Raw genomic sequence first — 12,187 nt, forward strand, 5'->3', positions numbered from 1 at the left:
TGACCGGACGGTCGGCCGCGCGTCAGAATTCGCGGGGAGCCGGGGCGGTGAATGCGACGCACCCCGAAATCCTCAACCATTTATCCCCTGCACCTGACCGATGCTTACTCTTCACGCATTCATCACATCAGCCGACGACGTCCAGCCGTTGGAGGCCCTGGAGCCAAAGCTAACCGGACTCTTTCAGGGGGAACACAGCGCTCGGCCGGATGTGTCGTCTAGCAGCTTGCCGTTTCGGAACGTGCCCCGGCTGCTCTATCGCTGGCCAACATGGAGTTTTTCCGTGACATGCGAGAGCGGTCCGGAAGTCGCCGCAGATGCGGCGCTCGCGCAAGAGGCAGGTGCCGAATTCCCTGGCGGCCCGCCCGTCAATCGCATACGCGTTGTTTTTGCACAGGACGAGAGCCAGCTCTTCACGAACCACATCATCTGGATTGCGGACTGGCTCAAAGAAATCCCAAGCGCCGTGGTCTACGACGAGGTAGGCAAGTGTCTGTGGTGACAGGTCCTTCAGCGACGAGGTTCGGCCAGCAGCGGTCACTCGTCGCTGCCTCACAACGGTGTCTTTGTGAGCGCGTGCGCACTGTCCAGTTTGGCGGTCAACAACCAAACCAGAAGGGACATCAATCGGACCGGCCAAAGACGCCCCACTCCATCGAGCGGGGCGTCTCCCTATTGATCCCTGTCAGCTTGCCGGATTGCGCGCCATGACGATCCACGCCGCGCCGCCGATCATCACCGACCGCTCACCGGGCTGGCCCGAAAAGGCGGCACGAACTGCGGCCGAAGCGCGGGCACGGATGTCGTTGGACTGATCAGCGAGCACGCGCGACAGGGGGCCAACTTCGAACGCCATCTCCACCGCGTCCTCAATCGCCGCGTCCCGCGTCCCGCCTTCGCCGAACGGGATGGAGGCATCCAAGGGCGCGATGGAAATATCGGTGAAGCCGGCCGCCGTCAAGATGCGCGCCACCCGCCCCTTATCGCCGAAAGAAAATGAGCCGGGTGCTTCAGAGTCGGGCTGTGCGGTCGACGGGACGATGCCCTTGATCGCGCCCATTGGTAGGCGCATCCAATCGTTCTCGGCCACGCTCCGCCAGCAAACAAAAGAGACCCGCCCGCCCGGCTTGAGCGCCCGGCGCATGTGGGCGAACGCTCCTGCCGGATCGTCGAAGAACATAACCCCGAAACGCGAGAACAGGATGTCGAACTCGCCCTCGGGCAGCTTGGCGCTGCTGGCGTCGGCTACTAGGAATAGGGCCGTCGAATCTTGTGGCGCAAGCGCGCGCGCTCGTCCAATCAGCGGCGCGGATATGTCCACGCCCAACACTCGGCCCTCCGCGCCAACGAGCGCGGCCAGAGCAAGACTCGACGCGCCCGCGCCGCAGCCGACGTCCAGCACGCGCTCGCCCATCACGGGCGCGGCTGCTTCGATCGCGGCCTTTCCAAACACCGCCAACATGGCGTCGAGTCGAGCCTGGTTGGCGACCCAGCGCTCCCCGCTTTGGCCGTTCCAGTCAGCGATCTGATTAGCGTTTTGCTCTGTCATGCAGTTTCCTTGTCTTGGGACGAGTGATCCGCTACTCGGCCCATGCCTCGATCCGTTCCGCGATCGCCTCGGGGGCCTCGATGTGCAGGAAGTGGCCGACGTCAGGGACGACTTCCAGCGAGTGTGGGCTGGCGAACCGATGTCTGTCGTCGACCTGTTGCGGAAAGATGCAGCCGTCGTCGGAACCGTGGAGCTGCAGCAGGGGCGTTGTGATCGGCTGAGATAGGCGGCGCATCGTCCCAAGCATGCCGGGCCGCAGCAGCCCCCTGTAGTAGCGCAAGGGCGCGGGCATGCTTGCCTGCAGGGTCTCGTGTAGCTCCGCCTGGACAGCTGGATCGAGCGAGAGGCCCGGCGACCACTGACGCCATAAGTGGTCGATGAGGGCGAGATTTCGGGCGCTGGCGATCCAGCCGCTTCCCGGCAGTTGGAAGAGCCCCATATACCAGCTGCGGCGTAGCTGAGTGAGGCGCGGCTGGCTCAGAAATGTCAGTGGGTGCGGGAAGGCCAGCGTGACTGCGCGTTTGATCCGCTCCGGCGCGGTGACGCAGACATCGTATGTGATCGCGCCGCCCCAGTCGTGACCAATCAACTCTACGGCTCGCCCGGGAGACCAGCGGTCGATCAGCGCGAGCACGTCGCCGGTGAGGGAAGCCATGTCGAACGGTCCCGAGGTCGGGGACGGGGCGTAACCGCGAAGCCAGGGGGCGACGACGTGACGCCCACGGCGACCGAGCTCGGCAAGGAAGGGCTTCGCCGTCGGCGGATGGTCCGGGAAACCGTGCAAGACAAGCGTCGGCTGAGCATCGGGATCACCACCCTGCAGCGCGTGAAAAGTGCCGTGTGGCAGGTCGAAGGTGACGTGTTCGAAGTCCATGTGCATCAGGCTTCTCTAAAAGTGCGTTTCCTCAGGCGCCGCGTGCGGATCTATGCCCTCAAGCCACCATCGATTGCTGGGCGAAGATTCCCGCCATCGCGCCCTGCGACGATGCTTGGGTGACCGAGGGCAAGAAGGGCGTGGTCAGGTCGCCGGCGGCGTAGATGCCGGGCATGCTGGTTTGGCGGCGCTCGTCGACCTTGAGAACGATGCCGGTGGGCGTATCCACCGTGGCGAGGCCCAGTGATTCATGCAGGCTTGCGGACGGCTTGTTGCGCGGATGGGCGAACAGGACGTCGACCGCGACGTTGCGGCCGGTATCGAGATTGACTGTGGAGATATGGCCCTTGTGATGGGCGATCTCGACGATCCGGCCATCGATGACAGGTATGTTGCGGCGCGCCAGATCGGCCTGGATATCGGGCGGGATGTCGTGACCATCGGCGAAGACAGTCAACTTGTCGGTCCAATCGCGGAACAGCTTGGCCTGACTGTGCGATTGCGGGCCGGACCAGACGAGGCCCCAATGCCGGCCGGCGACTTCAAAGCCGTCGCAATAGGGGCAGGGCACGATGGACGTGCCCCAGCTTTCGGCAAAGCCTGGAACCTCAGGCATCTGGTCGGCAACGCCGTAGCTCAGGATCACGCGGCGCGCCCCGAGGCTTTCTTGATCGTCAGTGACGACGCAGAAATCGTCGATGGCGCCAGACACGCTCTCGGCCCGGGCATTGACCAGCCTGATCGTTGGATAGCGCGCCAGCTGCTGCCGCGCCTCGGCCAGGATGTCCAGAGGTGGCTTGTGATCGTGGCCGAGCAGGCCATGCGAGTGGCCGGCAAAGCGGTTGCGCGGCCGGCCGGTATCGAGAACGGTGACCTTGCGGCGGGCACGGCCGAGTTGCAGGGCGGCGGCGAGGCCGGCAAAGCTGCCGCCGATGATGATGACGTCATTCATGGTGATGGGCTCCGTGTGGGTCGATTGATTATTGGACTATCAAGTACAGTAATTTATGTCCGATATAGTAAACTGTCAAGTCCACTAAATCCGCTCATGACTCTCCCCCCAGTTCCTGCTCCCAAGCCCCAACGCGGACGACCACGCGATCCCGAGCGCAGCCGGCGCATCCTGGAAGCGGCGCAAAGGCACTTCAACGAGCATGGCCTGGAGCGTGCGAGCGTGGATGCCATCGCCGCGGACGCAGGTGTTTCCAAGATGACCGTGTACAGCAACTTCGGCTCCAAGGAGGGGCTGTTCCAGGCGGTCGTGCGCGACAGGACGGCAGCGGTGGTGGCTGACTTCCCGGGCGCCGGGACGCTGGACCCGGGTCAGCCGGAGAAGGTGCTGCTGGCGATCGGCGCCCGGTTTCTCGCACTGGCGCGCGGGGACGCACTGGGCGCGTTGCGCTCTGCCTACGGCGTCGCGGGGACGCAGCCGGAAGCCTGCCGAGCGTTCTACAAGGACGGCCCTGAGCGTGCGAACGGCGAGCTGGCTGCATACCTGCGCCGTGCCCACTTGGCGGGCACGCTGAAGGTGCGGAACCCGCTGCAGGCAGCGGACCTGTTCCTGTCGATGTTCCTGGGCTCCGGGCACATCCGCGGAATGCTGAAGCTCGATATGCCGGATACCCGGGAAAACAGGGCTCTTCTTCGCGAGGCCGTACGGGTCTTCATGGCGGCCTACGGCGCGTAGGCTCCACAATGTGGCAAGGTCGCGATTACGCGGCGGCAAGTGAATCGAAGCTTTTAGGCCGGAACCTTGAACCGCATTCCGCCGCCGCTCAAGAGCCCAAGATGGTGAGTTCTAAGGTCCGCTTCCCAAGCCGTCGAAGGACAGCAACGGGCCCGTTGCAGTCACAGCGCCTCCTCGATAGCGGTCTTCCCTTGAGCTGATTCAGACAGATCAGGGCAGCAGTGACTAGCCCTTGAGGCTCTTGTTCGAATCTTCCAGATCGTTGGGAATGGCACACTCCGTCTTGATCGTAGAGACACGTGCCGTATCCATTTGATGGAACACGTTAGAAGAAATTTTGGCTGGGTCAGGCCACTGCACAGTCATCGTCACCCGCCCCTCCCAGCACCCAGCGATCCTTGAGGGCGTTCTGGCGCATACCAGTTGCGGTGATTGGCCGGCCGTTGCCGCTCCTTCCTCCACTTGTAAACCACAGTTGAAGCGGTCTTTCATGAAATGGCCGTAGGCCTCGCGCGCCGATCTTCCTGCAAGCATTAATCGCTCTATTGACGCTGCGAACTTCACCTCGGCCTTAGGTCGCTCGATCATCAGAGATTGCAGCGAAACCATTTGGGGCCAAGGACATGTCACGTTGTAACCCTTGACTATCGATGTCTCCAATTGGTCGTAGATTTGCTCTGGGGACAAATTAGATACGGGCCAACTTCCTCTTACAGATAGCCTTAACCCCCTGCAATTCGCTTCATCAAATGATGGACGCTGCACGCAGGCAATCTTTCTGGGTGACCCCCATCGCTCAGGGTCAAACCCTGGAATTTCGTCGCTGCCGATGCCGCAAAGAAAATGCTGCTGCATCAGCAATGTGAGCGCCTCTGTCAAGGACTTACCTCGCAACTCCAAGTCCCCGGAGAAGTGCCGCTTCACGATGCTTCGTTCAGCATCGAATTTTTCGTATCCCGGTTGGCTCATTTGATCTTGAGCAATAGCCACTACAGGAAGGCTAAGGCCGGCAACAAGACACCAAGAGAGTGGTACTGGTGCAAGTAAGCTCATGATCAAGTTTGAATGTCCGTTTGTGGCCGACTGTAGCCGTTGCTCAAGAGGGGCGAAGTGCGGCAAGCCGCTCTTTGATTTCAGGGTCATCAAGCGGCTGCCAGGATGTTTCGTAGCTCAATCCCTTGAGCTTGATCGCAATGCTCCAGACGAGGTTGTCCCCTTCGCCAAGAAGGTCGGCGCCAAGGTTCGGAAGCAACTCCAGGCAGCGATACAGCCGCGCGATGCAGTCAGCGGGAGACATGGGAAGCGGTCGTCTATCGCTAACGGCCCAGTACAACACCGCCGCAGCCGAGTACCAGAACTCCTTTCTGTCCGGCCTCGCCAAAAATAACATCAACTCCGCAAGCGTCGCGTCCCAGCCTGCCTGTGAGGCAACAGCCTCGATCTCTCGCTCCAGGTCGAACGCATCGTCTTCGGCGTCGCGGACAAATAGGTGCAGCAAAGCGTCCATTTCATTACTTGTGGGTTGGTGACGCGACCGACCGCTTCTGGCCGACTGTAGTCTGTGGTAGCCCAGTTCTCAGTGGAGGGTTCATGATCGTCGGTCGCAGTCAAGGACATCCGCGGCAGAGGCTTTCAGCCATTGGTCCGCGTCATCTTGGCGGAGAAGCCATTCCGCTAGGTTGATAGTTTTTGTGTTTCTGCGTGCCCGCAGTTGTCCAAGTGCCAGACCCGCGCAGGAAGGCTCTTGAAAATAGGTCTTGACCAGTTCGACCAGCACGTCATCAGGGACCTCTGACCAATTTGGTTCGTCTGGATAGGAAAACTGAATGAATTCAGCAGGGCTGCCGTCGAACTTCATATTCAATCCTCTGCTTCGCGACGAAGATCAGTGTTGCGAAGAAATTTGAACCATCTCGACCAGTTCTGGCCGAAGTTTGCCTGACGAAACGACCGACCGGTTCTGGCCGACTGTAGCCTGCCGCCGCGTCTACGCGAAGGGGCCGAAATCGAGACTCCAGCGGTGCGTTGGTCACTGGACGAAGACGTATGGAGCCAAGCTCGCCATGTTGCGAGCATCGTCAATGCCGCGGTGGGGCGTTCCTTGAAAAGAAAGGCCAACTCGTCGCAGAGCCTGTTCCAACCCGCAGGCCTTCTTCAAGCCCACGTTGTCGGCAAACCGCATCTTGATGTTGATGTGATTGGGCCCGAACGGATAGGCAGCATCATGAAACAAGCAGTCCTGCTGCAACTGATACTTGTCGTAGTCTCCCCAACTGCAAAAAGTTGAATCATCGAAGGATTCAATCCATGCAGAGAACTTCTCCAGAACAATGGGAAACGGCTCTGCCGAATCAACTTTCCTCTGCGGAATCTTGGTCAGACGCTTGCAGAAATCGGTGAACATGGGGTTCCTCACCGGCCTCACAAAGGATTGAAATTCCCCGCGGATGTCAGGACCGTTTCCCCAAAGAGCGACAGCACCGATTTCGATGATTTCCATTTCTTCGCGAGCTACCTGCCCTGTGTCCGAGCAAGTTGCTTCAAAGTCGACGATTAAGTAGGTCAAGTTGCTCCCAAAGTGACGGCATGGTTACATGCGTAGAGACATACCGAATGTCCGCAGTTGGTCGAACTCAGACTATGTCCCTTCTGGCAGGTCGCGTTGATAGCACACCGTCCCCGAGGGCCGCACTACCAGGCGCCACGACGGATTTAGGCTGCTTGCCTCCACTAGCCCGTTGAAGTACGCGACGAACTCGTCTCGCCTAGTCCACCTATCAATGCAATCTTGGTGGGCGCATCCATCGTAGAAGTCCCCGAAATCCGAGAACATCGGGACGAGGTCTGGAAATCCAAGGACGCTGCGCTCGGATCCAAGCGGTTCATTGCAGACGGCGCAGTTCGTGAAAGGGGTGCAGAGGCCCATTATTTCTCTCGGTGGACAAACGCTTCGAAAGTCAGCTCTTGGCCGGAAGCGCTAAACATCAAGCGCTCGCTGCCTGCGGATCTGACGCTTCCGCTCTGCACCGGGCGTTTTGAACGAGCCAGAAAGACGGCGCTGTAGAGACCTAATCGCGGCGGCTTTTGCACGCATAACACCAGGGTCGGTCACCGTCTGGGCCTGCGCCCATTCCAGTGACCCTTCGATAGGTGCCCCTCTTAACGCACACAGGCAAAGTGTCTGTTGAAATGGAGTGGTGGCACCGACGAATGTCTCGATCACCAGGTTTCTCAACTTCTCCCGTTGTTCGTGTGTGGGGACCAACCCGTCGTCGAAGCTGGTCAAAGAGTTCAACGCGCTGAGCGCTTGCCAAAACGGATCGTCTGGCTCGTCCGAAAGCGGAGTAGTCGACAGGCAGTAGTCCAGCAGCACCGCAACACAAGGCTCGGTGCGAACTTCCGTAAGAACCGCGACGGCAAAGGTCGCGAGTGACCGATCGCTCAGCAAACGCTGCAGCGAAGCGATGCCGCCCCGCCCGTAGGCAATGCAAGCCACAGCCCAGCGCGCGAGCGGCGCTACTTTTTTGCCGTTTTCTAGTAAGCCGTCTTCGTGCCATCCATGCTGCTTGCAGAGTCGTTCAATTTCATCAGCACCCTCAGCACCATATGCCAGCGAAAAACGAATCATGTCTTCCGGATGAACCGATCCACCGTAGGACAGCGCGGCGGGTCCTTTCGCGGCCTTGCGGGCAAGATCGTTGAATTTCATCTGATGTACGTTTGATCGAGGCCAGCCACTTCTGGTGGCCTCTTAGCTTGCAGCATGGGCCATAGACTTGCGAATCGATTCCAAGAGTCCTTCTGTAGGCAACTCGACAGACGATCCATCGGCACGAAATTCGTCAAGACTACGCAGCAGGCTACCGATTCTTGATGGTGCAAAAGACCACCCTTCAACATTTGACCATCCGCGTTCAACCAGGAATCCCTCTCGGCGACGGGTGCAGCGCAGCCAACCGGTGTATTGGTCCGAGAAGTCATACGGCAGGAAGGCAATCTCATCAACGAGCAACTCATTAAGAGTTTCCAGCCATTGCTCCAACAGTCGCCAGAGCACTGCTCGAATCTTCGCTACATCTTCGACTTCTGGCAGGAGGTAATCGTCTAGCGCCAGGTAATAGGAATCGCAAACCCAATTTTTTCCTTCCCACTCCAGCACGATGTCGTTGTGCTGGGTGCCGTTGTCGACGAAGTTCAAACTCAAATTCATCACGCCCTCCGTTCCCATGCGAATCACAAAGATCGAAAGATCCATCTCGTCGAATCTGCGTGCAGGTGCTGAGCGGCCGTTTCTGACCGCACGCTGCTGCGCCTCCGAGCGACAGCTTTTGGCCGCATTGTGCCGGCTCGGTGAACGGCCGGTTCTGGCCGAATTCTGTCCGCGGTTGCAGGTCCCGGTTGTTCAATTCTGGTAGAGGGTCGCCCAAGTCTCGGTGAAGGTGTCCAGGCCCAGCCGCCGTTCGTGAGGGTCTGCATTCTTGAAGAGGCCGGAACCGACTCCGAAATCCTGCACAGCGTCCCGAAAGCCGCCGGAAAGGCCAACCGGGATGCCCCAAGCGCGATGCTTCCACACCGAGAAGGGACTGTCCAGGAGCTTCGCAATGGTGGTCATCGCAGCACGCAGTTCGACTCGGCGAGCACCAGCGGAGGACGCAGCGAACGCGACGACGAGAATGGAGCTGAATTGAGGTGAGTGGTCCTGCTTGCAGGGCGGCGCGCAAAGGAGGTGCATGTAGAAATCCGGAGCCTCGAGGTTCTTCTCGCACACGTTCCAAGAAGGCGCCCAGACTTCGGTTCCAACGAAATTCCAAGTCTCTGCGTCGGGGCTGCTCGTAGGTGAACCGTGAGTCCAACTGGCGTGTGACTTTTGGTCCCACCCCATTCGACCGAACGCCACCGACCGGTGCTGTTTTCCAAGGCCCATCGTCTGGCTCGAACGGACAAACGGTTTTCCTCGAGGAGAGCCCACAAAGGGGGACAGTAGCGGCGCAATCTCTCGCCACACCGACCATGCCCATGGCAACACGCCAGGTGCGCCGAGCACGACATAAACTTCGTATTCCTTGGCGTGGTACGAAATGGGATTCTCCGTATTCGATAGAGGGTGGTTGCTCTTCGGCGCAAATTCTGCCTCGCCGTCGAACGACCGGTTCTGGCCGAATGCAGCTGGAAGGGTCGTCGGCACGAAGGGCCCTGAGCTGCCGGTCACCGTTCCTCAAAGCGGTCATAGCGCTCCACTGAAAATCGCCGCAATCAGCAGCAATTGATGTGCTGCCCTCAATCCACGCCGGGCCACTGATGATGCAGATACTCAAGCCGATTCTGAACATCGTCGGTGATCTCTATCCAGTGTCGTATCCCTCCTCGGATCAGAACGTCGTGAAGCCGAGATGCGTTTGCTCGCAAAACCGCATCTGTAGCCGCGGTTCCCTCAATGCTTACACGATCATCCGTATCCCATTCGAACTCGAATGTCAGACACTCGAACTCTGACACGTTGATGCTGTAGTTGCGCTCTTCCACTTCAAGACCGAGCGTGGCTAGCTTCTCTGAGAATTGGTGTTGATCTATGCATCCCGAGCACTGTCCGTGCGCGAAGCGACGACCATAGGTTTGGGTCTCAGTGTCGATCTTGATGTTGTTAGGCACTTTCATATCACGCTGCAAATGTGGCGCTAAATCCTGGGCGGCGGTTCAATGCCCGGTTCTGGGCCGCATACCGCGATCGAAGCCCGAGCCTACCGCACGCGCTCGCCTTGCAGATGCGGACGACGGCGTGGGATTCTCGGGTCATGTTTGTAGCGGCGGGTCGAACGAGTATCGGAAGAATCCGTACATGACCTGCAGCGCGTCGCGCGCGTCCTGTTCCAGGATCGTCCTCGGATGAGATTTACGACTCCAAACGCGTTGGCTCATTGTGTCCGGGTCGTCCTGATCGCGGCGATGCATAAACGGATTGCGGAAGTCGCTCAGCACGGCGGCCCCATCCAGCAGGTCGTCGGGGAACAGCCCGGCCACGCGCGCCTGCTTGATAGCTGCGGCCATCGTCGGAGTCTTCTTATTGGGCGGTAGCGGCGGCAGCGCGTCGTTGATGACGTGCTCGACGTAGGCCAGGGCTAGGACCAACGTCGCGATGAAATTGCCGTGGACGTAGCTGCCGCGGGCTTCTTGCATCACCCCCGATGTTTCTGATCGCTCCCAATAGGGGCCGTCGACGCGAACGTGATGTTTCCCCATCCAGATGTGGCGCTCCGCGCGCGCGCCGCGATCCCTCGGGTCGAGTTGCTCGAGACAGGCAATCACCCGCTCGCGAAATTCCTCATCGTTTTCTGGTCTTGCCGTTCCGTCGGGATTCAGGCGTGGCGCAAACGGGTATGTCGTCATGGTCAGTGTCGTGTGGTTCATAGGCGCCAATCGCCGGCGTCCGTCAGGGAATGCGCAGCATCTGGCTTGCGGCGGCCCCGCGAACACCTTCAATTCCGCCGTCGTCGCCGGCTCCTTGAACTTCTCCCGGTACCAGTTGCGCAGCGCGTCCTGAACGAGGGTCTGCGCGAGCAGAACACAGAACGCGGCGGTCAGGGCACAGAACAGAGCGATCGTCAGAAGCCACCAGCCTGTCCGCAGCGAAACGAGGGCATCGACCGCGAATCGGGGCGGCTGTATGCCCAGGAACGCGCTGATCGTTATGCTCAGGATGCCAGCATCGAGCACCAGCAGGTGATTGATGAACGAGCTGATACGCGCGCCCAGGTCCTTCTGCAGGTCGTTGAATATTTTCGCGGGCTCGTAGTCCGCCTTGGGCGACGCGTCAGACATGTGATCGGTCTACCAGCGCCGCGTCTTCGCGCGCGCCCGTTGCCATCGGCGCACCTCGGGGGTGCAAGAGGACCAACATCGCTTCTCCTCGTTGGCCGAAGCTGGATGTCGGATTTGGGACCGAATCGTGCCACAGCATTGCAGGACTGGAATTGGCCGAATTCTGCCTTCGCCTACGCATGCCCCAAGTCATCGAGCCGACGAAGCTCCTGGGCCTCCTCGTCTGACGCTTGGAAGATGTTTCGCAAGGTCTGCGGCGTGATTGGCCTACCAGCCTCCCTGACAAGAGGTTGATGCCCGCCCTGCTCCAGGGCCGAAAGCAGCGCCCGTGCTTTTGCAAAGACGTCTTCTGTTCGGTTGCCAAAAAGCTCCTGGTCGAATACGGGATCCCCGTTGGAAAGACGGTCACGCACTTCGAGAATACCGAGATTCGTAATGCGGCGAACGGCTCTCACCAGCGAGGCGGACGCATCGCACGGCGCTGTCGAAATGGTCACACGGCTCATCTTCGTCGGTAGCTGACAGTGAATGACTGGTGTTGGCCGGCACCCGTCACTAAGTGCTGAGTTCGACGTCGTCCCAACTTCCGTCTTCGTTCAATAGCCATTCGAGAGCCTTGCGTCGCTCCATCACGATGTCCAGGCTCACATCTCCTGAAGGTTCCCCGTGCAAATGGGCTGTCCTTGTCCACCAATGGAGTCGGTAGTAGAGGTCGGTCATCCTGAACAATTCTTGCCGAGGTCGAAGCTTCGCTCGACTCATGAAGGCTTCGCCACGCTCGTTCTCTCGCAGATTCGGCATCAGCGACGCAAGTTCAGGACCGACAGGCTTGTTGAATGCGAGGTGCTCAACTTTGCCGGCTGCCCAGGCGAGCGCCCATAGAGCCTCGATACACCAGTAGAGATTGGTGCGCTCCTGCTCGGTGAGGTCACCGTCGTCTTTGTCGAGAATCGCCCGCTCAGAACTCGACAGTTCTCCGTCCAAGCCATTGCTAGCAATCCACTCTTTAATGACGGAAATGGGTGCCTTGAAGGCAATTTGCACCATCGCGTTCAGGACCAGAGCGCGACGCGCAGCGGCTTGACCATCACGTGCAGTGGTGTCTTGGTCTGGGAATGGCAGCCAGTCGCATATCTCGCCGCCGTGCGCGCGAATCAACGCCTCGTTATCGGACTTTATGCGCTCGCAATCAATCTCTTCCATCTCGACATCCTATGTCTGCTTTGGCGCGAATTCGGGCCGGACCTCGAAAGTCTGTTCC

Annotated in this window: 16 protein-coding genes; 2 read left to right on the forward strand and 14 right to left on the reverse strand. The window is 59.6% G+C overall.

Features of this window, described 5'->3' with window-relative positions:
• Window positions 1-100: 100 nt before the first annotated feature.
• Window positions 101-502 carry a hypothetical protein gene (locus BLV60_RS33370; protein ID WP_093060018.1) on the forward strand — a complete coding sequence of 134 codons (402 nt, stop codon included), beginning with the start codon at window positions 101-103 and terminating at the stop codon, window positions 500-502.
• Window positions 503-685: 183 nt separating this feature from the next.
• Here the strand turns inward: BLV60_RS33370 and BLV60_RS33375 are convergent, their stop codons facing one another.
• From BLV60_RS33375 to BLV60_RS33385, 3 genes are read right to left on the reverse strand one after another with little or no spacing between them, the layout of a single operon-like run.
• On the reverse strand, window positions 686-1,549 hold the full coding sequence (locus BLV60_RS33375) for a class I SAM-dependent methyltransferase (RefSeq protein WP_093060020.1): 864 nt from the start codon (window positions 1,547-1,549) through the stop codon (window positions 686-688).
• A 31-nt stretch (window positions 1,550-1,580) separates the two neighbouring features.
• Entirely contained in the window at window positions 1,581-2,429 is an 849-nt protein-coding gene (locus tag BLV60_RS33380; protein ID WP_256329692.1) for an alpha/beta fold hydrolase, read from the reverse strand.
• Window positions 2,430-2,481: 52 nt separating this feature from the next.
• Window positions 2,482-3,375: an NAD(P)/FAD-dependent oxidoreductase gene (locus tag BLV60_RS33385; protein WP_093060022.1), complete on the reverse strand. Its 894-nt coding sequence runs from the start codon at window positions 3,373-3,375 to the stop codon at window positions 2,482-2,484.
• A 96-nt stretch (window positions 3,376-3,471) separates the two neighbouring features.
• Between BLV60_RS33385 and BLV60_RS33390 the strand changes: the two genes are divergently transcribed.
• Window positions 3,472-4,110: a TetR/AcrR family transcriptional regulator gene (locus BLV60_RS33390; RefSeq protein ID WP_093060024.1), complete on the forward strand. Its 639-nt coding sequence runs from the start codon at window positions 3,472-3,474 to the stop codon at window positions 4,108-4,110.
• 225 nt (window positions 4,111-4,335) lie between these two features.
• On the opposite strand, the gene BLV60_RS34225 is transcribed toward BLV60_RS33390, so the two are convergent.
• From BLV60_RS34225 to BLV60_RS33435, 11 genes are all read right to left on the reverse strand, one after another.
• Window positions 4,336-5,253 carry a hypothetical protein gene (locus tag BLV60_RS34225; protein ID WP_176929085.1) on the reverse strand — a complete coding sequence of 306 codons (918 nt, stop codon included), beginning with the start codon at window positions 5,251-5,253 and terminating at the stop codon, window positions 4,336-4,338.
• Window positions 5,207-5,617, reverse strand: a complete 411-nt coding sequence (locus BLV60_RS33395; RefSeq protein WP_093060026.1) for a hypothetical protein — start codon at window positions 5,615-5,617, stop codon at window positions 5,207-5,209. The genes BLV60_RS34225 and BLV60_RS33395 overlap by 47 nt, the downstream gene beginning before the upstream one ends.
• 81 nt (window positions 5,618-5,698) lie before the next feature.
• Window positions 5,699-5,968 carry a hypothetical protein gene (locus tag BLV60_RS34230; RefSeq protein WP_143042680.1) on the reverse strand — a complete coding sequence of 90 codons (270 nt, stop codon included), beginning with the start codon at window positions 5,966-5,968 and terminating at the stop codon, window positions 5,699-5,701.
• Between the two features lie 171 nt (window positions 5,969-6,139).
• On the reverse strand, window positions 6,140-6,676 hold the full coding sequence (locus BLV60_RS33400; protein ID WP_093060028.1) for a 3'-5' exonuclease: 537 nt from the start codon (window positions 6,674-6,676) through the stop codon (window positions 6,140-6,142).
• A gap of 411 nt (window positions 6,677-7,087) precedes the next feature.
• On the reverse strand, window positions 7,088-7,819 hold the full coding sequence (locus BLV60_RS33405) for a hypothetical protein (protein ID WP_093060030.1): 732 nt from the start codon (window positions 7,817-7,819) through the stop codon (window positions 7,088-7,090).
• A 42-nt stretch (window positions 7,820-7,861) separates the two neighbouring features.
• Window positions 7,862-8,365 carry a hypothetical protein gene (locus BLV60_RS33410; RefSeq protein WP_093060032.1) on the reverse strand — a complete coding sequence of 168 codons (504 nt, stop codon included), beginning with the start codon at window positions 8,363-8,365 and terminating at the stop codon, window positions 7,862-7,864.
• A 147-nt stretch (window positions 8,366-8,512) separates the two neighbouring features.
• Window positions 8,513-9,295: a hypothetical protein gene (locus tag BLV60_RS34780; protein ID WP_256329693.1), complete on the reverse strand. Its 783-nt coding sequence runs from the start codon at window positions 9,293-9,295 to the stop codon at window positions 8,513-8,515.
• Between the two features lie 92 nt (window positions 9,296-9,387).
• Window positions 9,388-9,765, reverse strand: coding sequence for a hypothetical protein (locus BLV60_RS33420; protein ID WP_093060034.1), 378 nt, complete (start codon window positions 9,763-9,765; stop codon window positions 9,388-9,390).
• A 135-nt stretch (window positions 9,766-9,900) separates the two neighbouring features.
• Entirely contained in the window at window positions 9,901-10,926 is a 1,026-nt protein-coding gene (locus tag BLV60_RS33425; RefSeq protein ID WP_093060036.1) for a hypothetical protein, read from the reverse strand.
• Between the two features lie 173 nt (window positions 10,927-11,099).
• On the reverse strand, window positions 11,100-11,432 hold the full coding sequence (locus BLV60_RS33430) for a hypothetical protein (protein WP_093060038.1): 333 nt from the start codon (window positions 11,430-11,432) through the stop codon (window positions 11,100-11,102).
• Between the two features lie 49 nt (window positions 11,433-11,481).
• Window positions 11,482-12,129, reverse strand: coding sequence for a DUF4272 domain-containing protein (locus tag BLV60_RS33435; protein WP_093060040.1), 648 nt, complete (start codon window positions 12,127-12,129; stop codon window positions 11,482-11,484).
• Window positions 12,130-12,187 lie beyond the last annotated feature (58 nt).

It is taken from the genome of Variovorax sp. YR634, from assembly GCF_900106655.1.
Lineage (GTDB): Bacteria > Pseudomonadota > Gammaproteobacteria > Burkholderiales > Burkholderiaceae_C > Variovorax.